The sequence below is a fragment of the Pseudomonas sessilinigenes genome, from assembly GCF_003850565.1.
Lineage (GTDB): Bacteria > Pseudomonadota > Gammaproteobacteria > Pseudomonadales > Pseudomonadaceae > Aquipseudomonas > Aquipseudomonas sessilinigenes.
On the sequence record NZ_CP027706.1, the window covers coordinates 564,404 to 585,897 of the forward strand.

Genomic DNA, 21,494 nt, shown 5'->3' on the forward strand with positions numbered 1-21,494 from the left:
AAAAAGTCTCCTCAGCAGTCCAGTGGGTTGCGCTTGTCCGGATCGATACCGAACTTGACGATGGCGTCAGCCACCACCTTAGGTTCGATCTCGCCGCGGTCGGCCAAGGCTTCCAGGGCTGCCAGCACTACGAAGTGACGGTCGACTTCGAAGAAGTGACGCAGTTTCTTGCGGCTGTCGCTGCGACCGAAACCGTCGGTACCCAGGACCTTGAACTCTTTGGATGGAACCCACTGACGGATCTGTTCGGCGAACAGCTTCATGTAGTCGGTAGAGGCAATGACCGGGCCTTTGCGACCGGCCAGGCACTCTTCGACATAGCTCTGCTTCGGCTTCTGGCCTGGGTGCAGGCGGTTGCTGCGCTCAACGGCCAGGCCGTCGCGACGCAGTTCGTTGAAGCTGGTCACGCTCCATACATCGGCGGCAACGTTGAACTCCTCGCGCAGGATCTTCGCCGCTTCGCGGACTTCGCGCAGGATGGTGCCGGAGCCCATCAGCTGTACATGGTGCGCGGCATCGCGGTTGTCGTCCTCGAGCAGGTACATGCCCTTGATGATGCCGTCCTCGACGCCTTCCGGCATGGCCGGCTGCTGGTACGACTCGTTCATCACGGTGATGTAGTAGAAGACGTCCTGTTGCTCTTCGGTCATCTTCTTCATGCCGTCCTGGATGATCACCGCCAGCTCGTAGCCGTAGGTCGGATCGTAGGTGCGGCAGTTCGGGATGGTGCCGGCCAGCATGTGGCTGTGACCGTCTTCGTGCTGCAGGCCTTCACCGTTCAGGGTGGTACGGCCGGCGGTACCGCCGATCAGGAAACCACGGGTACGGCTGTCGCCAGCGGCCCAGGCCAGGTCGCCGATCCGCTGGAAGCCGAACATCGAGTAGAAGATGTAGAACGGCAGCATCGGCTGGTTGTGGCTGGAGTACGAAGTACCGGCAGCGATGAAGGAGCTCATGGCGCCCGCTTCGTTGATGCCTTCCTCGAGGATCTGGCCCTTCTTGTCTTCCTTGTAGAACATCACCTGGTCTTTATCGACTGGCTCGTAGAGCTGGCCGACCGAGGAGTAGATGCCCAGTTGGCGGAACATGCCTTCCATACCGAAGGTACGGGCTTCGTCCGGGATGATCGGCACGATGCGCGGGCCGATTTCCTTGTCCTTGACCAGTTGCGCGAGGATGCGCACGAAGGCCATGGTGGTGGAGATTTCACGATCGCCGGAACCATCGAGGATTGCCTTGAGGGTATCCAGTGGTGGCGTCGGCACGCTGAAGCTCATGGCGCGGCGCTGTGGCACGAAACCACCCAGTGCGGTGCGACGCTCGCTCAAGTAGCGGGCTTCGGCGCTGCCGTCTTCCGGCTTGAAGAACGGCAGGTTCTCGAGGTCCTCGTCCTTGACCGGAATGTCGAAGCGGTCGCGGAACAGCTTCAGGCTGTCGACGTCGACCTTCTTGGTGTTGTGCGCGGTGTTCTTGGCTTCGCCGGCACCGGTGCCATAACCCTTGATGGTCTTGGCCAGGATGACGGTCGGCTGCTCTTTGTGGTTGACCGCCTGGTGGTAGGCCGCATAGACCTTGTACGGGTCATGGCCACCGCGGTTGAGTTTCCAGATCTCGTCGTCGGACAGATCGGCAACCATCGCCTTGAGTTCAGGGGTGTTGAAGAAGTGCTCGCGGACGAATGCACCGTCCTTGGCCTTGTAGTTCTGGTACTCGCCGTCGATGACTTCGTCCATGCGACGCTGCAGGATGCCGTCGACGTCCTTGGCCAGCAGTGGGTCCCAGAGGCGGCCCCAGATGACCTTGGTGACGTTCCACTGGGCACCACGGAACACGCCTTCGAGTTCCTGGATGATCTTGCCGTTGCCGCGAACCGGGCCGTCGAGGCGCTGCAGGTTGCAGTTGATGACGAAGATCAGGTTGTCCAGCTTCTCGCGGCCAGCCAGGGAGATGGCGCCCAGGGCTTCTGGCTCGTCGCACTCGCCGTCGCCCAGGAAGCACCAGACTTTCTGCTTGCCGGCCGGGATGAAGCCGCGAGCTTCCAGGTACTTCATGAAGCGTGCCTGGTAGATCGCCTGTATCGGGCCCAGGCCCATGGATACGGTCGGGAACTGCCAGAAGTCAGGCATCAGCCATGGGTGTGGATAGGACGACAGGCCGTTGCCATCCACTTCCTGGCGGAAGTTGTTCATCTGTTCTTCGCTGATACGGCCTTCCATGAAGGCGCGCGCGTAGACGCCAGGGGAGGTGTGGCCCTGGAAGTAGATCAGGTCGCCGCCGTGCTCGTCGGTCGGAGCCTGGAAGAAGTAGTTGAAGCCGATGTCATACAGCGTGGCGCTGGAGGCGAAGGAAGAAATGTGGCCGCCCAGGTCCGAATCTTTCAGGTTGGTGCGCATCACCATGGCCATCGCGTTCCAGCGCACCAGCGAGCGAATGCGGCGTTCCATGAACAGGTCGCCAGGCATGCGTGCTTCGTGGGTTACCGGGATGGTATTGCGGTATGGCGTGGTGATGGCGTAGGGCAGTTGCGAGCCGCTGCGGGTCGCGAGTTCGCCCATGCGGGTCATCAGATAGTGAGCGCGGTCTTCGCCTTCTTTGTCGAGAACCGATTCCAGGGCGTCCAGCCATTCCTGGGTTTCGACGGGATCGAGGTCTTGCATGGCTTGCTCCAGGGCGGAAAGGCTTCCAGAATCGGTTGCCTGAGTTTGCGACTGGCCTTGTGGGCAGACGTTATGAATTCTTGGATTGCCGGAGGTTGCTCCAGCGATGTGTAGTTTTACTACAAATCATCGGCCGTTTCAGCCTTTCGAATGTATAGACGAGTAGTAAAACTACAGAGGAATGGCTTGTGGCCTCCTGCTGCGTTGTGAGAAAAATCGTTACTCTTGGTCTTTTGTCGACAGGAATTAGCGGATATTTGATTCTTGGTGCCAAAGAATGGCTATTTTCAGCTATTTCTAACCTTTGTTCGACACTCCGCCTGCTGCCCGCCCTTCATATTTCCTTCAGCCTGCATTTTCACGCCCATCAAGGATAGCCCATGAGTCTGCCTGCGCTTGTTCAAGTCCCCGCGATTCTCCAGCCACTGGCCAGCCGTGCGGAGCAGTCCCTGCGCAGCGCGGTGGCGGCCCTGGACGCAGGTCCTGGCCTGGCGGGCTGGAACGATGAGCGTTGGGCGGAATTCGCCAGGGTCAGTGCGGCCAGCGACTTCGTCATTGAACAGAGCTTGCGTGACCCTTTGATGTTGCTGGAACTGGTGGAGTCTGGCGAGCTGGATCGTGCTTTCGCTCCGGGCGAGCTGTGTGCCCAGATCGCCACTGCGGTGCAAACGGCCGAGACCGAGGACCAACTGGGGCGAGTGCTGCGACGCCAGCGTACCCGGCACCAGGTACGGATCATCTGGCGCGACCTGACCCGCCGCGCAGACCTGGTGCAGACCTGTCGCGATCTTTCCGGCCTGGCCGATGCCTGTATCGACCAGGCTTACGCCTGGCTATACCTGCGCCATAGCCAGCAGTTCGGCGTGCCCATGGGCGGGCGCAGCGGCGAACCGCAGCAGATGGTGATCCTTGGCATGGGCAAGCTGGGAGCGGTGGAGCTCAACCTGTCTTCGGACATCGACCTGATCTTCGCTTATCCGGAGGGGGGCGAAACCGTGGGTGCCAAGCGCGCCCTGGACAATCAAGAGTTCTTCACCCGCCTGGGGCAGCGCCTGATCAAGGCCCTGGACCCGATTACCGTCGACGGTTTCGTGTTCCGCGTCGACATGCGCCTGCGCCCCTATGGTTCTTCCGGTGCCCTGGTCCTGAGTTTCAATGCCCTGGAGCAGTACTACCAGGACCAGGGGCGTGACTGGGAGCGCTACGCGATGATCAAGGCCCGAGTGGTGGCGGGGGACCAGGCCGCCGGTGCGCAATTGCTGGATATGCTGCGGCCCTTCGTCTATCGGCGCTACCTGGACTTCTCCGCCATCGAGGCGTTGCGCACCATGAAGCAGCTGATCCAGCAGGAGGTGCGGCGCAAGGGCATGGTCGACAACATCAAGCTGGGTTCGGGCGGTATCCGCGAAGTCGAGTTCATCGCCCAGGCATTCCAGCTGATCCATGGCGGTCGTGACCTGAGCCTGCAGCAGCGTCCTTTATTAAAGGTACTGGGCACCCTGGAGGGGCAAGGTTATCTGCCGGCCGCGGTGGTTGGGGAGTTGCGCGAGGGGTACGAGTTCCTGCGTTATACCGAGCATGCGATCCAGGCCATCGCCGACCGCCAGACCCAGATGCTGCCGGACAACCCGCAGGACCAGGCGCGAATCGCCTTCATGCTGGGCTTTGCCGATTGGGAGGCATTCCATGAACGGCTGATGCACTGGCGAGCCCGGGTGGAGTGGCACTTCCGCCAGGTGATCGCCGATCCTGACGAAGATGACGGTGCGCAGAGCGAAGTGGTGGTGGGTGGCGAGTGGCTGCCGCTCTGGGAAGAGGCCCAGGATGAAGAGGCCGCCTGCCGCCAGCTGCAGGACGGTGGCTTCAACGATGCGCCCAGGGCCCTGAAGGCGCTCGCTGGCCTGCGCAGTAGCCCACAGCTGCGGGCCATGCAACGTTTGGGGCGCGAGCGCCTGGATGCCTTCATTCCGCGTTTGTTGGCCCAGGCGGTTGAACACGCCAGTCCGGATCTGGTGCTGGAGCGGGTGCTGCCCTTGGTGGAGGCGGTGGCGCGGCGTTCGGCGTACCTGGTACTGCTGACCGAGAACCCAGGCGCCTTGCGCCGACTGTTGACCTTGTGCGCGGCAAGTCCCTGGATCGCCGAGCAGATCGCCCGTTTCCCGCTGTTGCTGGATGAGCTGCTCAATGAGGGCCGTTTGTTCAAGCCGCCCCTGGCGCCGGAGCTGGCGGCGGAGTTGCGCGAGCGCCTGACGCGGATTCCCGAGGACGACCTGGAGCAGCAGATGGAGGCCCTGCGTCACTTCAAACTGGCCCACCGCTTGCGGGTGGCAGCTTCGGAAATTACCGGCAGCTTGCCTTTGATGAAGGTCAGCGACTACCTGACCTGGCTCGCCGAAGCCATTCTCGAACAGGTGCTGGCCCTGGCCTGGCGCCAGACTGTGGCGCGCCATGGCACGCCGCTGCGCACCGATGGCAGCCTCTGCGATCCGGGGTTCATCATCGTCGGCTACGGCAAGGTCGGCGGCATCGAGCTTGGCCATGGCTCCGACCTGGACCTGGTCTTCATCCATGATGGCGACCCTCAGGCGGAGACCGATGGGCCCAAGCCTATAGACGGGGCGCAGTTTTTCACCCGGTTGGGGCAGCGCATCATCCATCTGCTGACAACCCAGACCAACTCGGGGCAGCTCTATGAAGTGGACATGCGCCTGCGTCCTTCAGGGGCTTCGGGCCTGCTGGTCAGCTCCCTGGGGGCATTCGCCCGCTATCAGGAGCAAGAAGCCTGGACCTGGGAGCATCAGGCACTGGTGCGGGCGCGGGTGCTGGTGGGAAGCCAGGATGTCGGCCAGGCGTTCGAGAAGGTACGGGCCGCCGTGCTGGGCAAGCATCGTGACCTGGATAAGCTGCGCCAGGAAGTCAGCGAGATGCGGGCCAAGATGCGCGACAACCTGGGCACTCGCCTGACCGCTGCCGGTACCGCGGCGAATGCCTTCGAGGCCAGTGCGCCGTTCGACCTCAAGCAGGACGCCGGAGGTATCGTCGATATCGAATTTATGGTGCAATACGCGGCCCTGGCGTGGTCCGAAGAGCACCCGTCACTCGTACGGTTTACCGATAACATCCGCATTTTGGAAGGCCTGGAGCACGTCGGCTTGATGCCGACCAGCGATGCCAGCCTGCTACGCGAGGTCTATAAGGCCTATCGTTCCGCAGCTCATCGGCAGGCGTTGCAGAATGAGGCCGGGATCATTACCGGTGATCAGTTCGTGACCCAAAGGCGGGAAGTGTTGCGGATTTGGCACGAGCTGGGGCTAAGCTAGACAGCCTGAGAAGGTTGTCCATGTATTGGCAAGCCTGCGGGCTTGCCTAAATTAAACCGGCGGTGAACCCGCGGTGCTGGATTCTCGAGGCGGGGAGGCGAATGCCTCCCCTGCTCGTTTATGGAAACCACATGAATATTCTGATCGTTGGGCCCAGTTGGGTCGGTGACATGGTGATGGCGCAGACACTTTTCCAGTGCCTGAAACAACGTCATCCTCAATGCGAGATCGACGTGCTGGCCCCCGAATGGAGCCGGCCGATTCTCGAGCGTATGCCCCAGGTGCGTCGGGCCTTGAGCTTCCCCCTGGGCCATGGCGCACTGGAGTTGGCGACCCGGCGCGGCATCGGCAAGTCCCTGGCCGGCCAGTACGATCAGGCCATCCTGCTGCCCAATTCGCTGAAGTCGGCCCTGGTGCCGTTCTTCGCCGGCATTCCCAAGCGCACCGGCTGGCGTGGCGAATTCCGCTATGGCTTGCTCAATGACGTGCGCAAGCTCGACAAGGAACGCTATCCGCTGATGATCGAGCGGTTCATGGCCCTGGCCTATGAGCCGGGCGCCGAGCTGCCGCAGCCTTATCCACGGCCGAGCCTGCAGATCGAGATGCACAGTCGTGATGCGGCCCTGGCCAAGTTCGGGCTGGCCCTGGATCGCCCGGTATTGGCGCTGTGCCCAGGGGCCGAGTTCGGTGAGGCCAAGCGCTGGCCCTCCGAGCATTACGCGCAGGTGGCCGAGACCAAGATCCGTGAGGGTTGGCAGGTCTGGTTGTTCGGTTCGAAGAACGATCATGCCGTGGGCGAGGATATCCGTGGCCGGCTGATTCCCGGGTTGCGTGAGGAGTCGGTCAATCTCAGTGGTGAAACCTCCCTGGCCGAGGCCATCGACCTGTTGTCCTGCGCCGATTCGGTGGTGTCCAACGACTCGGGGCTGATGCATGTCGCTGCTGCGCTCAACCGCCCGCTGGTGGCGGTGTACGGCTCCACCTCGCCGGGTTTCACCCCACCTTTGGCCGATCAGGTCGAAGTGGTGCGGCTGGGTATCGAATGCAGCCCATGTTTCGATCGCACCTGTCGTTTTGGCCATTACAACTGCCTGCGCCAATTGTTGCCGCAGCCGGTGAACGAAGCCTTGCAGCGTTTGCAGGGCTCTGCGGTCGAGGTCCAATAAGTTGCGGGTACTGCTGATCAAGACCTCTTCGCTGGGTGATGTGATCCATGCCTTGCCGGCACTCACCGATGCCATGCGAGCGATCCCCGGAATCAAGTTCGACTGGGTCGTGGAGGAGGGGTTCGCCGAGATTCCCTCCTGGCATCCGGCAGTGGGCAAGGTGATTCCAGTGGCGATCCGCCGCTGGCGCAAGAATATCTGGCAAACCATCAAGAGCGGCGAGTGGCGGCGCTTCAAGCAGAGCGTGCGCTCCACCAAGTACGACCTGGTGATCGATGCCCAGGGCCTGCTCAAGAGCGCCTGGTTGACCCGCTATGTCCGTGCTCCGGTAGCGGGGCTGGACAAGAACTCGGCCCGTGAGCCCCTGGCTTCGCGTTTCTACTCCCGGCGTTTGGCTGTGGCCCGTGGGCAGCATGCGGTAGAGCGGGTGCGCCAGTTGTTCGCCTTGGCCCTGGGCTATGACCTGCCCCAGGGCCTGGGTGATTACGGCCTGAACGTCGAGAAGCTGGTGGAGTTGCCACGCAAGAAGCCATTCGTGTTGTTCCTGCACGGCACCACCTGGGACACCAAGCACTGGCCCGAGGCCTACTGGCGCGAGCTGGCCGAGCGCATGGGGATGCTTGGGGTCGAGGTCCGGTTGCCCTGGGGCAACGCAGCCGAGAAGGCCCGTGCCGAACGCATCGCCAGTGGCCTCAAGAGTGCCACGGTCTTGCCCAAGCTGAACCTGGCTGGCGTCGCCAAGGTGTTGGCCGATGCCCAGGCCTGTGTCGCCGTGGATACCGGATTGGGGCACCTGGCCGCTGCACTGGATGTGCCCACGATTTCCCTGTTCGGCCCTACCAACCCGGGATTGACCGGCGCCTATGGCCGAGTGCAGATCCACATGGGCAGTGATTTCCCCTGTGCGCCCTGCCTGCAAAAGCAATGTACCTACCAGCCCACTGCCGTAGACCGGCAGCGTTATGACCTTACGCGTGAGTTGCCCCTGTGCTTCACGCGCCTGAATCCCGAGCGTGTCGCCAGCCGACTGAGCACCTTGTTATTGGCTGAGGAGCCACGCTGATGCAATTGGCTTTTGTCCTGTATAAATATTTCCCCTTCGGCGGCCTGCAGCGCGATTTCATGCGCATTGCCCTGGAGTGCCAGCGTCGCGGCCATGGGATTCGCGTCTACACCCTGATCTGGGAAGGTGATGTCCCGCCTGGCTTCGAGGTGCTGGTGGCGCCGGTCAAGGCGCTGTTCAATCATCACCGCAATGAAAAACTCAGTGCCTGGATGGAGGCCGACCTGGCCAAGCGTCCGGTGGACCGGCTGATCGGCTTCAACAAGATGCCGGGCCTGGATGTCTACTATGCCGCCGACGGCTGTTTCGAGGACAAGGCGCAGAACCTGCGGCACTCCCTGTACCGTCGCTGGGGGCGCTACCGGCATTTTGCCGAGTACGAGCGGGCCGTGTTCGCCAAGGATGCCAAGACCGAGATATTGATGATCTCCGAGGTCCAGCAACCCTTGTTCATCAAGCACTACGACACACCGCTGTCGCGCTTCCACCTGTTGCCGCCGGGGATTGCCCAGGACCGTCGAGCCCCCGCCAATGCGGCCGAGATCCGGGCTGATTTTCGGCGTGAGTTCGCCCTCAAGGACGATGACCTGTTGCTGGTGCAGATCGGCTCCGGGTTCAAAACCAAGGGCGTGGATCGCAGCCTCAAGGCCCTGGCGGCCTTGCCTGCGGCGCTGAAGAAACGCACCCGGCTGTTTGTAATTGGCCAGGATGACCCCAAGGTATTCCAAGTGCAGAGCGCTGCCCTGGGCTTGAGCGAACACGTGCAGTTCATGAAGGGGCGCAGCGATATCCCGCGTTTCCTGCTGGGCGCCGATTTGCTGATCCATCCGGCCTACAACGAAAACACGGGTACCGTGTTGCTGGAGGCCCTGGTGGCTGGCTTGCCGGTGCTGGTCAGCGCGGTCTGCGGTTATGCCCATTACATTGCCGAGGCCGAGAGTGGCCTGGTGCTGGATGAGCCGTTGGAGCAAGGGCAGCTCAATCAATACCTCACCACCATGCTCAGCGACGATGCCGCTCGTGCGACCTGGAGCCGAAATGGCCTGGCGTTTGCCGAGACGGCCGACCTCTACAGCATGCCGCAGCACGCTGCGGATGTGATTCTGGCGGAGCAAGACCGATGAAGTTGATGCTTGCCGAACCCTTCAAGAGCCTCTGGGCCGGACGCGATGCGTTCGCCGCCGTCGAGGAGCTCAAGGGCCAGGTTTACCGTGAGCTGGAAGCGCGTCGTACCCTGCGTACGGAAGTCGAGGGTCGCGGTTATTTCGTGAAGATCCATCGAGGGATCGGATGGGGCGAAATCCTCAAGAACCTGGTCACTGCCAAGCTGCCAGTGCTGGGGGCCGGCCAGGAGTGGCAGGCCCTGGAGCGCCTGCATCAGGTCGGTGTGCCGACCATGACGGCCGTGGCCTATGGTGAGCGTGGTGCCAACCCGGCGGACCAGCACTCCTTCATCGTCACCGAGGAGCTGGCGCCCACTGTCAGCCTTGAAGATTTCAGCATCGACTGGATCAAGCAGCCGCCAGAGCCGGCGCTCAAGCGAGCGCTCATCGCCGAAGTGGCGCGCATGACCGGCACCATGCATCGTGCGGGGGTCAATCATCGCGACTGCTACATCTGCCACTTCCTTTTGCATACCGACCGGCCGATTCGTCCTGGCGAGCTGAAGCTCTCGGTCATCGACCTGCATCGTGCGCAGACCCGCTCGAAGATCACCCAGCGCTGGCGTAACAAGGACCTGGCGGCCCTGTATTTTTCGGCCCTGGATATCGGCCTGACCCGCCGCGACAAATTGCGTTTTCTCAAGGGCTACTTCCAGCGGCCACTGCGCCAGATCCTGGCCGAGGAAGCGGCGCTGCTGTCCTGGCTCGAGGGCAAGGCGGAAAAGCTCTACGCACGCAAGCAACGGTACGGAGATGCGCTCTGATGGCTAGTTGGAACCTGGACCCGGCCTACCAGGCCCTGGCACAAGATTTCGGCAGCCTGGATGCGGTGTTTGCCCTCAAGGGCGAACACCTGACCCGCGATCCGCTGTCCGATGTCGTGCGTGTCGAGCGTGACGGGGTCAACTATTACGTCAAGCGCTATACCGGAGCGGGCAAGAATCTGCGGCGCTACCTGGGCAAGCCGCGGGTCAAGTTCGAGTGGCAGAACCTCAAGCGTTTCGCCAAGTGGGGTATTCCCACCGCCGACGTGGTGGCCTGGGGGCTGGAGCGTCGCTGCCTGGCCTATTCCCGGGGGGCGATGATTACCCGCGAACTGCCACGGACCGAAGACTTGTCGGTGCTGGCCGATCGTAGCGATCCGCGACTCAAGGACCGACGCTGGGTCGATGGCATCAGTCGCCAGTTGGCGACCTACACCCGTACCATGCACCAGCATCGCTTTACCCATAACGATTTGAAGTGGCGCAACCTGCTGGTCGATGACCAGGACCGGTTGTACCTGATCGACTGTCCGAACGGTGATTTCTGGCGGGGATTCTGGCTCAAGTACCGCATCACCAAGGATCTGGCCTGCCTGGACAAGGTGGGCAAATATCACCTTTCGGCTACCCAGCGCCTACGTTTCTATATGCAGTATCGTCAACGTGATCGCCTGACGGCTTCGGACAAAGAGCGTATTCGCCATGTGGTGAGATTTTTTGAGGGGCGTGAATGACTGATTTCCTGGCGTCCGAGGAACGTGCGCTGCTGGAGCGCAACGGGCTCGGCACTTTCGATCAGCTGTGGGCCAGGCAACTGGATGCGGTGGACGAACCCAATACCGGACGTGGCGGCCATAGCAGCGTCTATCGGTTGGATGTGGAAGGGCGAGGGTTCTATCTCAAGCGCCAGACCAATTACCTGACCCACACCTTGCGCCATCCTTTTGGCGAGCCGAGCTTCTCGCGTGAGTTTCGCAATATCCGCCGTTATCAGCAGTTGGGAATTCCAGCCCTGCAGGCGGTGTTTTTCGGGATGCGCAAGGTCAATGGCGAGTCCCGGGCGATCCTCATGACCCGGGCCCTGGATGGCTGGGATGACCTGGATGCGTTGTTGGCGCAATGGGCCCAGATGCCGGAGCTCCAGCGCCAGGCGGTGCTCAAGGCCTGTGGGCATTTGGCTCGCCAACTGCACGGCCTGCGCCAGGTGCACGGCTGCTTTTATCCCAAGCATATTTTCCTGCGTCCGGAAGGGGCGGGTTACCAGGCGCAACTGATCGACCTGGAGAAAACCCGGCCATTGCTGTTCGGCCAGCGCGACCGGGTCAAGGATCTCGAGCCGCTGTTGCGCCGAGCTTCGGTGTGGGGTGTCGAGGATGTGCGCTGCCTGTTGGCGACCTACCTGGACCAACCCTTGGACAGCTCGCTGTTGGATGCCTGGGTCGCCCGTCTCAGTGCCCGTAGCAGCCACAAGGAATCTCGCTGATGCGTTTGTCCGAGCTGAAGAATGCCGGGCGCAACCCGACCCTGCCCCTGAGCCTGGAGCTGGCGGATGCCGCTGGCCCGGCACAGTTGCAGCTGTTGAGCCTGCTGCGGGTGCTGCCAGGGCAGCGTTATGTCGGCGCTGGCGTATGGCGCGGGCGTACGGTGCTGGCCAAGTTGTTGGTGGGGCCCAAGGCCGCAAGGCATTTCCAGCGGGAATTGCAGGGTGTGCGCCTGTTGGCAGAGCAGGGGCTGACCACGCCGCTACTGTTGGCCGATGGTCTGCAGGAGGGTGAGGGTGGTTGGCTGCTCTTCGAATTCCTGGAGGGCGCGCAGAGCCTGGGCGACGCTTGGAACCAGGTGCAGGCATTGCCGGTGTTGGCCGATGAGCAGGTCGCGGTCCTGGCCGAAGCCCTGAGCTCGATCGGCCAGTTGCACGCCAAGGGGTTGTGGCAGGAAGACCTGCACCTGGACAACCTGTTGCGCCACGGTGGCCAGTTGCATTTGATCGATGGCGCGGGAATTTGTGTCGAGGAAGCAGGCAAGCCCTTGTCTCGCCAGAAGGTCCTGGAGAATCTCGGGGTGTTCTTCGCCCAGTTGCCCAAGAGCCTGGAGCCATTCACCGAAGAGCTGCTGGTGCATTACCTGCTGAGCAACGCCGAGCACGCCTTGCCCTTGGAGGCCCTGCAAAAGCAGGTGGACAAGGTTCGTGCCTGGCGCCTGCGGGATTTCCTGGCCAAGGTCGGTCGTGAGTGCACGCTGTTCTGCGTGCAGCGCGGGCCTTTTGCCCTGAGGGCGATTCGCCGTGAGGAGGAAGCGGCGATGTTGCCAGTGCTGGCGCAGGCCGACACCTTGCTGGACCAGGGGCACCTGTACAAGACCGGCGGCGCGGCCAGTGTCGGCCGGATCGAGTCTGCAGGGCGCACGCTGGTGCTCAAGCGCTACAACATCAAGGGTTTCGCCCATTGGCTCAAGCGTTTCTGGCGCCCGAGCCGGGCCTGGCATTCCTGGCGCGAGGGCAATCGCCTGGCATTCCTCGGGATCGCCACCCCCAAGCCCTTGGCAGTACTGGAACAACGCTTCCTCTGGTTGCGCCGGCGAGCCTACCTGGTGACCGAGTACCTGGCGGGGCCGGACGTCATCGAGCGCTTCGCGCCTTTCGTCGATAGCGGTGCGCCCCCGGAGCAGGAGTTGCAGGCCCTGGACCGGCTTTTTGCCGAGTTGATTCGAGAGCGCATCAGCCATGGCGACCTCAAGGGGCACAACCTGTTCTGGCAGGAGGATCGTTGGGCCCTGATCGACCTGGACTCCATGTGCCAGCATTCCAGTCCAGGGAGCTTCGCTGCGGCTTATGCCCGTGATCGCGCGCGTTTCATGCGCAACTGGCCTGAAAGCAGCAAGTTGTATCAAGTGATTGATCAGCGCTTGCCCAAGGCTCCCGACGCGTCTGCGGCCTGACCTGCGACCTGTGGTCGCTGCCATCGCCGCGATGAGCCCTGGAGGATCTCCCAGGGGCGTGGCGGCGATGGGACGGGCGCGCCGCGACGTCGTCTGGCTTGTGGCTTGCCGCTAGAGGCTTGCCCCTGCTTTTACGCTATAATCCCGCCCTTTCGTTGTTTCTCGCGCTTTGCGAGCACACTTTATTTTCAAGGCGCTTTGCGCCCGCATGCAGACTAAACGAGGCTAGACCCCTGTGGCATTGACGATTCTTGGCCTGTCCGGCGCCCTTAGCCATGATCCTTCAGCAGCCCTGTATATCGACGGCAAGCTGATTGCCGCCGCTGAAGAAGAGCGTTTCGTGCGCGACAAGCATGCAAAGAACCGCATGCCCTACGAGTCGGCGAAGTTCTGCCTGGAACAGGCCGGGATCAAGCCTTCCGACGTTGATGTGGTGGCGATTCCTTTCGCCCCGATCAGCTTGTTCGGCAAGGCGCGCTGGCACTACGCCAAGCGCTACTGGTATGCCCCGGATCGTGCCCTGGACGCGATCCTGATGGGCAACCGCCGCTACAAGCGCTATCGCAAGAAGATCGTCTGGTGCCTGGAGCAGCTGGGCTTCGATCCGAAGAAGATCAAGATCGAGCCGGTCGAGCACCACCTGGCCCACGCTTCCAGCGCCTACCACTGTTCCGGCTTCAAGGAGAAGACCGCGATCCTCGGGATCGACGGCAAGGGCGAGTACGCCACCACCTTCTTCGGCTATGGCGAGAACGGCAAGATCCACAAGCTCAAGGAGTTCTACGACCCGGACTCCCTGGGCGGCCTGTATGGCGCGATCACCGAGTTCCTCGGTTTCGAGATGCTCGATGGCGAGTTCAAGGTCATGGGCATGGCGCCTTACGGCGATGCCAGCAAATACGACTTCTCGCGCCTGGCCAGCTTTGAAAACGGCGAGCTGGTGATCAACACCGACTACGCCAACGTCATTGGCCTGCGCCGCTATAAAGAGAAGGGCAAGGGTTTCTACTTCTCGCCTAAGTTGATCGAGTGGCTGGGTCCCAAGCGTGAAGGCGACATCGCCGACGAGCCGTACATCCACTACGCCGCCAGCATGCAGGCGCTGTTCGAGAAGCTGGCCCTGCAGATGATCGACCATTATCTGGGCGACACGCTGAAGGAAACCGGCAAGCTGGCCTTCGCCGGCGGCTGTGCGCTCAACGTCAAGCTGAACCAGAAGATCATCGCCCGTCCGGATGTGAAGGAGCTGTTCGTCCAGCCGGCCTCCGGCGATGCCGGTACCGCCGTCGGTGCCGCGGCCTACGTCTCCCACGCCCGTGGCGTACCGGTGGAGAAGATGGAGCACGTCTACCTTGGTCCGTCGTACTCCAACGAGGACGTGATCGCCGCCTGTGCCCGGCATCCGAACAAGCCGGCCTGGCGCCAGATCGACAACACCCCCGAGCGCATCGCCAAAATCATGGTCGATGGCAACCCGGTGGCCTGGTTCCAGGGCCGCATGGAGTTCGGCCCGCGCGCCCTGGGTGGTCGCTCGATCATCGGTTGCCCAAGCGCCTCGGGCGTGGCCGACCGCATCAACGAGCAGATCAAGTTCCGTGAGCGCTGGAGGCCTTTCTGCCCGTCGATGCTCGACACCGTCGCACCACAGATGATCAAGGTCGACCATCCGGCTCCGTTCATGACCTTCACCTTCGAAGTGGCTGAAGAGTGGAAGACCCGGGTGCCGGAAGTGGTCCACGAGGACGGCACGTCCCGGGCCCAGGTGCTCAAGCGCGAATACAACCCGCGCTACTACGACATGATGAAGGCCCTGGAGGTCTTGACCGGCAACGGCGTGTCGCTGAACACCTCGCTGAACCGCCGTGGCGAACCGATGATCTGCTCGCCAACCGACGCCCTGAACATGTTCTACGGGTCCGACCTGCAGTACCTGATCATGGAAGACATCCTGGTGGTCAAAGACGGCGTGGATCCTTATGACACGGTCGGCTGAACGCCATGTGCTGCAGTTCTGCCACGGCTATGACGGGCCGTTCCTGGACTGCGCGCGGCAATATGCCAACCTGTTCGCGGGCAGCGGCTATCGGGTGACCACGGTCTTTCTGACCGGGGTCGCCGATGCCGAGGTCGCCGCGGGTTGCGCGTCCGACGAAGTGCTGTTCATGGAGTACAGTTCCAAGGCCATTCGTGGCCTGAAGCTGGGCGCTATCCGTGACCTGCGCAAGATCGCCGCATCGCGCAACTTCAGCTTCTGCATCGCCCATCGCTTCAAGCCGATCTACATCGCCCTGCTGGGGACGCGCCTGCCGGTGATCGGCGTCCACCATGCGTTCAGCGACTACAAGCGCGGCAGCCGCAAGCTGTTCGCCGGGCTGTTCGGCAAGCGCCTGAGCCTGCTCGGGGTCTCCGACGCGGTGCGCGACGATATGCGTGCCTGCCTGCCCAAGTGGCCGGCGCAGCGGATCCAGACCCTGTACAACCGGATCGACCTGGAGGCCTTGCAGGCCAGCCAGTTGAGCCGGGCCGAAGCCCGTACCGAGCTGGGCCTGCCCGCCGATGCCTGGATCGTCGGCAACGTCGGGCGCCTGCATCCGGACAAGGACCAGGCCACCTTGTTGCGTGGTTTCGCCGCGGCAGTGGCGCAGCTCCCCCAGGGCAGCCAGTTGGCGATCCTGGGTACCGGCCGCCTGGACAAGGACCTCAAGTCCCTGGCCCGGGAGTTGGGAATCGCCGACCGCGTGCTGTTCCTCGGCCAGGTCCCTGAGGCCCGGCGCTATTTCCGGGCGTTCGATGTATTCGCCCTGAGTTCCGACCACGAGCCTTTCGGCATGGTCCTGCTGGAGGCCATGGCCGCCGGCGTGCCCTTGCTGGCCACTGCCTGTGGTGGCGCCAAGGAAGTGGTCGAGGGGGTGGGCATCCTGTTCCCTCTGGGTGATGTCGAGCACCTGGCCCAGGGCCTGCAGCACCTGGCGGCGATGGATGAACATCAGCGCCGGGTCTGCGCCGAGCTGATGTCCGATCGCCTGCGCGAGCGTTTCTCCGATCGGGCCGTACGCGACGTATTCTGGCGCTTGCCACAAGTCACCGAACTGACCGCGAGGGGCTGATGCTCAATCGATTCCAAGGCTGGCGCGAGCGTGGCTGGTCCGTCATCGACGCGTCGACCTATGCCGATGCCTGGCAGCGTTTCGGTGGCAGCGTGGCGACCCATCCGTTGGTCGTTGCGCAGTTGGCCGACCTGGCACAGATTCCAGTGCGCTACCTGGCCTTCGAATGCGCTGGCCAGTTGCAGGCGGCCATCGCCACCTGGGGTCGGGACTTGGCGCTGTCCAAGGATGTGCTCAAGCGCGCGGGCAAGAAGGGCTTGTTCGACATCGGCAATGCCGAGTTGATCCTGCCGGCCGCCGCAGATGCTCAAGTTCCACTGCGCCATCGCGGGCGCTACCTCTCGGCCCTGAACGAAGGACGCTTCAGCGGCCAGCGACCCCAGGCCGAGCAGCTCGCCATGGCCAGGACCCCCGAAGAACTGTCGAAGAAGTTCCGCTACAACCAGCGTCGTGAACTGCGCTTGCTGGAAGAGGCGGGCGGTGTGGTGCGTCCGGTGAGCGAGTTCACCAGCCCTGAACTGGCGGCTATCTACTGCGATCTGTTCCAGCGTCGCTGGGGGTTTGCCGCCACCGGTGCCGAGCGCATGGCCGAGGTGCTGGAGCGTCTGCGCGAGTTGTTGATCGGCTCGGTGATTTTCCTCAATGATGCGCCGATTGCCGTGCAGTTGATCTATCGGGTCGAGGCGCCGGAGTGGATCAGCGTCGAGTATGTGAACGGTGGCGTCGACCCCGAGACTCGCGAGTTCAGCCCAGGCAGTGTGCTGAGTTTCCTCAATACCCAGAGCGCCTGGGAACAGGCTCGAGCCTTGAACAAGCCTCTGCGCTTTTCCTTCGGTCGTGCCGACCGAGAGTACAAGGACCGTTGGTGCAATCCTGTGCCGGTTTTCCAGGTGTGAGTCAGCCCATGAGTCGCAAGCAGCAACTGCTCAAGCGCCACCGGCGCAATAAACGAATCGCCTTGCTGATTGGCCTGGTGCTGATGCTGCTGGCTGGCGTCCTGGTGGCTTGGTGGTTGCCATTGCTGCTGGCGGTGGGTGCCTGGCTGGCTCACGAGGCCTGGTTCGCCGATCACCTGTTCTATTCGCCCAAGGATGACTATCTCTACGATTTCGGCGATCAGGCTCGGCAGATCCCCGTGCGCCTGGAGTCCGGGCGCCTGGTGCCGGAGTCGCCGTTGGAGCTGGCCCCTGGAGAAACCCTGGTTCTCGGGGTGCAGGTCAAGAGTTCCTGGCTGGGTCGGTTCTTCGATCCGACCATCGAGGTCGCAGGTGGCCAGAGCCTCGATCGCCAAGGTTTTGAGCGCGGGGTCGATGGCCTGCGCTACCTCAACCTGAGCGGCTTGACCGATTCGTTGGCCAGTGGCGAGCTGCAGTTGCGCGGGCGTCACTGCCGAATCCGTATCCAGCCGCAGTTGCTGGCGTGGCGCGATCCCGATTATCGCTGCCAGCGGGTCATGGTTATCGCTCCCCATGCCGACGATGCCGAGCTGGCGGCGTTCGGCCTGTACAGCCAGGCGGACGAAGCCTGGATCGTGACCCTGACGGCAGGGGAGATCGAGGCCGAGCACTACCAGGCCATGGGCCTGGAGCCGGCTGCGGCGGCGCAGCTCAAGGGGCGCTTGCGAGCCTGGGACAGTATCGCCGTGCCTCGCTGGGCCGGAGTTCCCGAAGCCCATTGCGTGCAATTGGGATACTTCTGCCTGCAACTTTCCGCGATGCAGGCGGCTCCAGAGCAGCCAGTGGCTTCCCGTGAGGCGCAATTGAGCGATATCCGCCTGTTCCGCCAGTTCAATCCGTTCCCGTTGCCCGCCGACCACGATGGTTTGCCGACCTGGAACAACCTGCTGGCCGACCTGCGCGAGTTGCTGCTCAAGGCCCGTCCCGACGTCATAGTGCTGCCCCATCCTTCGCTGGACCCGCACCCGGACCATATCTGTGCCCAGGCAGCCGTGATGCAGGCGCTGGAGGGGCTGGAGTGGCAGCCGGACACCGTGCTCGGCTACGCCAATCACCTGCACGACAATGATCGCTGGCCGATGGGTGACTCGGGGGCCGGTATTGCCTTGCCGCCGGTGTTCGACGCGAGCAGCGTGCTACGGCCCTGGTGCCTGTCGCTTTCCCAGGCCGAGCAGTATGACAAGGCCATGGCCCTGGGCATGATGCACGACCTGCAACCGAGGATGCCGTTCAAGCGGCGCCTGCGCAGATCGATACAACGCCTCTTGGCCGGCAGGGTGCCTTCGGCCTTGGGCGAGAACGAGTTTTTCCGCAAGGCGGTCAGGCGGCACGAGCTGTTCTGGCTGCTGCGGCAGCGATAAACAGACATAACCAAAGGGGCGCTTTACAGCCCGAATCGACAGTGAGTCTTTTGTGATCAATCCTCGTCCGCGAATCTTGTTCCTCATGCCCTACTTCGGGCGCTGGCCTTTCTGGATGCCGTTCTTCCTGGAAAGCTGCCGACGCAATCCGGATATCGACTGGCTGTTCTTCAGCGACTGCGGCGTCCCGGACAATCTGCCGCCAAATGTCAGGCATGAAAGCATGAGCTTCGCCGACTACTGCGCTCTGGTTTCCCAGCGCCTGGGCATCGATTTCGCGCCCAAGGCCGCCTACAAGATTTGCGATATCCGACCGGCATTCGGGCTCATCCATGCCGATCGGCTGGAAGGCTACGATTTCTGGGGCTTTGGCGATATCGACCTGGTCTATGGCGATCTGCGGGCTTATTTCACGGCAGAACGCCTGGCCAAGCACGACCTGTTCTCCACCCACGAGCGGCGGATCGCCGGGCACTTGTGCCTGATTCGCAACAACGACCACCAGCGCGAGTTGTTCCGCAAGATCAAGAATTGGCAGGAGCGCTTTGTCGACCAGCAGCATCATGCCCTGGACGAGGGAGCGTTCACGCGGATCTTCCTCTGGCGCAAGAATTTCCCGGAGCCGCTGTTCAAGCTGGTGGGCAAGTTCAACCCGGAGCGCCGTCGCAGCGAGTTCACCGAGGCGTTCAGCACCCCGGGTGGAGTCATCAAATGGCATGACGGCAGCCACGACTTCCCCACGTGCTGGTACTGGAAGGATGGGCGCCTGACCAATGATCTCGATGGCGCTCGTACCTTTCCTTATTTTCACTTCGTGTGCTGGAAGCGCAATGAATGGTCGGAGCTGGCGGAGCCTGATGCACAGGCGGTCCAGGCCCTGGCCAACGAGTCGTCCTGGCTCATCGATGCCACAGGTTTCCATCGGGGATAGTTATGAGCCAGCGCTTCAAAGTCCTGCAATTGCAGCCGGACTACAACGTCAAATCCCATGATTTCGCCGACTTGGCCGAACAGATCGTCAAGGCCTTGCCCGACGAGCGTTATGAGGTCACCGCAGCGTTCCTGCGTGGCCGTCCCGGGCCTAACGACCCGGTGAGCCGGGCCGATCACTCGGTGTATTTCGAGTTTTCCGACAAGTCCCTCAAGGGCATGCGCCTGCGGGCCATGTGGCGGCTGTACCAGTTCTGCCGCAAGGAAAAGTTCGATGTGGTGATCTGCAACCGCTTCAAGCCGGTGAACATGATGCTGGCGCTCAACCGTTGGCTGAAGGTGCCGTTGTGCATCGGCATTTCCCACGGTTTCGGCGAGTACGATCGGTTCTACCGGCGGCGCCAGACCCAACGCCTGATCGATCGGCACTGGCGCTTCGTCGGCGTATCGCCAGCGGTCAAGCAGTACCTGCTCGATTGCCGGTGCGGTTTTACCGACCAGAACACCTGGGCCATCACCAACGCCATCGATATCGAGCAGGCTGAAGCCCTGCAGCATTCCCGCGAGCGCTCCCGGGAGTTATTGGGGCTGGATCCGACAGTCCGCCTGGTTGGCGCCCTGGGGCGGCTGGTGCCGGTCAAGGGGCATACCTACCTGCTGCAGGCGTTCGCCCAGCTCAAGGACAAATATCCACAAACCCAGTTGGCGATCATCGGTGCCGGGCGCGAAGAGGCCAATCTGCGGGCCGAGATCCAGCGCCTGGGCCTGGAGGGCCGTACTCACCTGCTGGGCTTCAAGGAAAATGCTTTGCAGTACGTGCGGGCTTTCGACATCTGGACCATGCCGTCGCTGGCCGAAGGCTTGGGCCTGGCCTTGCTGGAGGGCATGAGCGGGCGGTTGCCAGTGATCGCCTCCAACGTGCCGGCCATGCTGCCCTTGATCGAAGGAGCCGGCGGCCTGGCGGTGGAGCCGGCCAATGTGCCGTCGCTGGCGGCGGCGCTGGATGCCTACCTGGGACTGTCCGACGAGGAACTGGTCGCCAAGGGACAGCAAGCCTATCGCTATTTGCAAAAAGAACATGATATCGAGGTATTCCGTGGGCAATACCTGCAGTTGATCGACTCGGGTTTGAGTCAGGCGGGCAAGGGGCAGTAATGACAGACCAGCAACCTGTGGTGACGGTAATCATCGCCTCCTACAACCATGCGCCCTACATCGAGCAGAGCATCCTCAGCGTCATCAATCAGACTTACTCGAACATCGAGTTGCTGGTGGTGGATGATGGTTCCAAGGATGACAGCGTCGAGCGCATCCAGCGTCTGCAAGAGCAATATGGCTTTGATTTCCGGGTCCAGCAGAACCAGGGACTGACCAACACGCTCAATGGCGCCATAGCCCGGGCCAGGGGCAGTTTGATCGTGCCGTTCGGCTCGGACGACATCATGATGCCCGAGCGTATCGCCATCCAGGTGGCCTACATGGATGGCAAGCCTGAGGTGGGTATCTGTGCGGGCAACATCGAGCTGATCGACAGCGATGGCAATCTGTTCCCTGAGAAGCGTCAGCGCCGTGACGTGCCGTTCCGGCGCCTGGACTTCGAGGATATGTTCCTGGAGCGCAAGCCCTATCCGCCGGCGCCGACCCTGATGATTCGCCGCGAAGCGCTGGACAAGGTCGGTGGCTTCGATCCGAACATCCGCCTCGAAGACTTGCTGATCGAGTTGAAAGTCACCCATGCGGGTTACTTCATCGATGGCCTGAACGTGGTGATGGCACGCTATCGCAAGCACGCCACCAATTCCTACAAGAACCACCGGTTCATGATCGACAACATCCTGCGTACCTATGCCTTGTTCAGTGATCATCCGCTGTACGACGAGGTGCGCTACAAGGCCTTGAACTCGATGTTTCTCAAGGTTTCCAATCGCGACCGAGCGTTGGCTCGTGAGCTGCTGGCACAGATTCCGCTCAAGGCCTGGAACAAGAAAACCTGGCGCGGGCTGGCCCGCCTGTACTTTTCTGCACTTGAGAAAGACTGACCTCAAGGTTCGCCCGAGTTCGCGCCCTACA

The 21,494-nt window shown here is 62.3% G+C and carries 16 protein-coding genes; 15 read left to right on the forward strand and 1 reads right to left on the reverse strand.

All coding sequences use genetic code 11. The features are described 5' to 3' along the window. Nucleotides 1–11 precede the first annotated feature (11 nt). Entirely contained in the window at nucleotides 12–2,657 is a 2,646-nt protein-coding gene (gene aceE, locus C4K39_RS02520; protein ID WP_124345591.1) for a pyruvate dehydrogenase (acetyl-transferring), homodimeric type, read from the reverse strand. Between the two features lie 380 nt (nucleotides 2,658–3,037). Here aceE and glnE point away from each other — a divergent pair, with 380 nt between their 5' ends. The 15 genes from glnE (at nucleotide 3,038) to C4K39_RS02595 (ending at nucleotide 21,463) form a co-directional block, all read left to right on the forward strand. Continuing rightward, a complete protein-coding gene (glnE, locus tag C4K39_RS02525; protein WP_124345592.1) occupies nucleotides 3,038–5,977 on the forward strand; it encodes a bifunctional [glutamate--ammonia ligase]-adenylyl-L-tyrosine phosphorylase/[glutamate--ammonia-ligase] adenylyltransferase in 2,940 nt (979 codons plus the stop codon). 131 nt (nucleotides 5,978–6,108) lie between these two features. Continuing rightward, on the forward strand, nucleotides 6,109–7,143 hold the full coding sequence (gene waaF / locus C4K39_RS02530) for a lipopolysaccharide heptosyltransferase II (RefSeq protein WP_068576533.1): 1,035 nt from the start codon (nucleotides 6,109–6,111) through the stop codon (nucleotides 7,141–7,143). A 1-nt stretch (nucleotide 7,144) separates the two neighbouring features. Beyond that, nucleotides 7,145–8,206, forward strand: coding sequence for a lipopolysaccharide heptosyltransferase I (waaC, locus tag C4K39_RS02535; protein ID WP_124345593.1), 1,062 nt, complete (start codon nucleotides 7,145–7,147; stop codon nucleotides 8,204–8,206). Next, nucleotides 8,206–9,330, forward strand: coding sequence for a glycosyltransferase family 4 protein (locus tag C4K39_RS02540; protein WP_124345594.1), 1,125 nt, complete (start codon nucleotides 8,206–8,208; stop codon nucleotides 9,328–9,330). The genes waaC and C4K39_RS02540 overlap by 1 nt, the downstream gene beginning before the upstream one ends. Beyond that, nucleotides 9,327–10,133 carry a lipopolysaccharide core heptose(I) kinase RfaP gene (gene rfaP / locus C4K39_RS02545; protein WP_068576526.1) on the forward strand — a complete coding sequence of 269 codons (807 nt, stop codon included), beginning with the start codon at nucleotides 9,327–9,329 and terminating at the stop codon, nucleotides 10,131–10,133. Before C4K39_RS02540 ends, rfaP begins: the two co-directional genes overlap by 4 nt. After that, a complete protein-coding gene (locus C4K39_RS02550) occupies nucleotides 10,133–10,867 on the forward strand; it encodes a lipopolysaccharide kinase InaA family protein (protein WP_068576525.1) in 735 nt (244 codons plus the stop codon). The genes rfaP and C4K39_RS02550 overlap by 1 nt, the downstream gene beginning before the upstream one ends. Beyond that, nucleotides 10,864–11,616 carry a lipopolysaccharide kinase InaA family protein gene (locus C4K39_RS02555; protein WP_124345595.1) on the forward strand — a complete coding sequence of 251 codons (753 nt, stop codon included), beginning with the start codon at nucleotides 10,864–10,866 and terminating at the stop codon, nucleotides 11,614–11,616. The genes C4K39_RS02550 and C4K39_RS02555 overlap by 4 nt, the downstream gene beginning before the upstream one ends. Beyond that, a complete protein-coding gene (locus tag C4K39_RS02560; RefSeq protein WP_068576521.1) occupies nucleotides 11,616–13,070 on the forward strand; it encodes a lipopolysaccharide kinase InaA family protein in 1,455 nt (484 codons plus the stop codon). The genes C4K39_RS02555 and C4K39_RS02560 overlap by 1 nt, the downstream gene beginning before the upstream one ends. Nucleotides 13,071–13,305: 235 nt before the next feature. Then, on the forward strand, nucleotides 13,306–15,063 hold the full coding sequence (locus tag C4K39_RS02565; protein WP_068576519.1) for a carbamoyltransferase family protein: 1,758 nt from the start codon (nucleotides 13,306–13,308) through the stop codon (nucleotides 15,061–15,063). After that, on the forward strand, nucleotides 15,047–16,177 hold the full coding sequence (locus tag C4K39_RS02570) for a glycosyltransferase (RefSeq protein WP_124345596.1): 1,131 nt from the start codon (nucleotides 15,047–15,049) through the stop codon (nucleotides 16,175–16,177). Before C4K39_RS02565 ends, C4K39_RS02570 begins: the two co-directional genes overlap by 17 nt. Next, the gene (locus C4K39_RS02575; RefSeq protein WP_068576516.1) at nucleotides 16,177–17,073 is read left to right on the forward strand and encodes an antimicrobial resistance protein Mig-14; all 897 of its coding nucleotides are present in this window, start codon (nucleotides 16,177–16,179) and stop codon (nucleotides 17,071–17,073) included. The genes C4K39_RS02570 and C4K39_RS02575 overlap by 1 nt, the downstream gene beginning before the upstream one ends. Nucleotides 17,074–17,081: 8 nt before the next feature. Continuing rightward, a complete protein-coding gene (locus C4K39_RS02580) occupies nucleotides 17,082–18,494 on the forward strand; it encodes a PIG-L deacetylase family protein (RefSeq protein ID WP_124345597.1) in 1,413 nt (470 codons plus the stop codon). Between the two features lie 52 nt (nucleotides 18,495–18,546). Beyond that, nucleotides 18,547–19,425 carry a DUF6625 family protein gene (locus C4K39_RS02585; RefSeq protein WP_124345598.1) on the forward strand — a complete coding sequence of 293 codons (879 nt, stop codon included), beginning with the start codon at nucleotides 18,547–18,549 and terminating at the stop codon, nucleotides 19,423–19,425. A gap of 2 nt (nucleotides 19,426–19,427) precedes the next feature. Further along, the gene (locus C4K39_RS02590; protein ID WP_068576510.1) at nucleotides 19,428–20,579 is read left to right on the forward strand and encodes a glycosyltransferase; all 1,152 of its coding nucleotides are present in this window, start codon (nucleotides 19,428–19,430) and stop codon (nucleotides 20,577–20,579) included. Further along, nucleotides 20,579–21,463 carry a glycosyltransferase gene (locus tag C4K39_RS02595; protein WP_068576508.1) on the forward strand — a complete coding sequence of 295 codons (885 nt, stop codon included), beginning with the start codon at nucleotides 20,579–20,581 and terminating at the stop codon, nucleotides 21,461–21,463. The genes C4K39_RS02590 and C4K39_RS02595 overlap by 1 nt, the downstream gene beginning before the upstream one ends. The last annotated feature ends 31 nt before the right edge of the window (nucleotides 21,464–21,494 follow it).

Coding starts and splice junctions, on each gene's coding strand:
- aceE (WP_124345591.1), bottom strand. CDS start 2,657: ATGCAAGACCTCGATCCCGTCGAAACCCAGGAATGGCTGGACGCCCTG.
- glnE (WP_124345592.1), top strand. CDS start 3,038: ATGAGTCTGCCTGCGCTTGTTCAAGTCCCCGCGATTCTCCAGCCACTG.
- waaF (WP_068576533.1), top strand. CDS start 6,109: ATGAATATTCTGATCGTTGGGCCCAGTTGGGTCGGTGACATGGTGATG.
- C4K39_RS02540 (WP_124345594.1), top strand. CDS start 8,206: ATGCAATTGGCTTTTGTCCTGTATAAATATTTCCCCTTCGGCGGCCTG.
- rfaP (WP_068576526.1), top strand. CDS start 9,327: ATGAAGTTGATGCTTGCCGAACCCTTCAAGAGCCTCTGGGCCGGACGC.
- C4K39_RS02550 (WP_068576525.1), top strand. CDS start 10,133: ATGGCTAGTTGGAACCTGGACCCGGCCTACCAGGCCCTGGCACAAGAT.
- C4K39_RS02555 (WP_124345595.1), top strand. CDS start 10,864: ATGACTGATTTCCTGGCGTCCGAGGAACGTGCGCTGCTGGAGCGCAAC.
- C4K39_RS02560 (WP_068576521.1), top strand. CDS start 11,616: ATGCGTTTGTCCGAGCTGAAGAATGCCGGGCGCAACCCGACCCTGCCC.
- C4K39_RS02570 (WP_124345596.1), top strand. CDS start 15,047: ATGACACGGTCGGCTGAACGCCATGTGCTGCAGTTCTGCCACGGCTAT.
- C4K39_RS02575 (WP_068576516.1), top strand. CDS start 16,177: ATGCTCAATCGATTCCAAGGCTGGCGCGAGCGTGGCTGGTCCGTCATC.
- C4K39_RS02580 (WP_124345597.1), top strand. CDS start 17,082: ATGAGTCGCAAGCAGCAACTGCTCAAGCGCCACCGGCGCAATAAACGA.
- C4K39_RS02590 (WP_068576510.1), top strand. CDS start 19,428: ATGAGCCAGCGCTTCAAAGTCCTGCAATTGCAGCCGGACTACAACGTC.
- C4K39_RS02595 (WP_068576508.1), top strand. CDS start 20,579: ATGACAGACCAGCAACCTGTGGTGACGGTAATCATCGCCTCCTACAAC.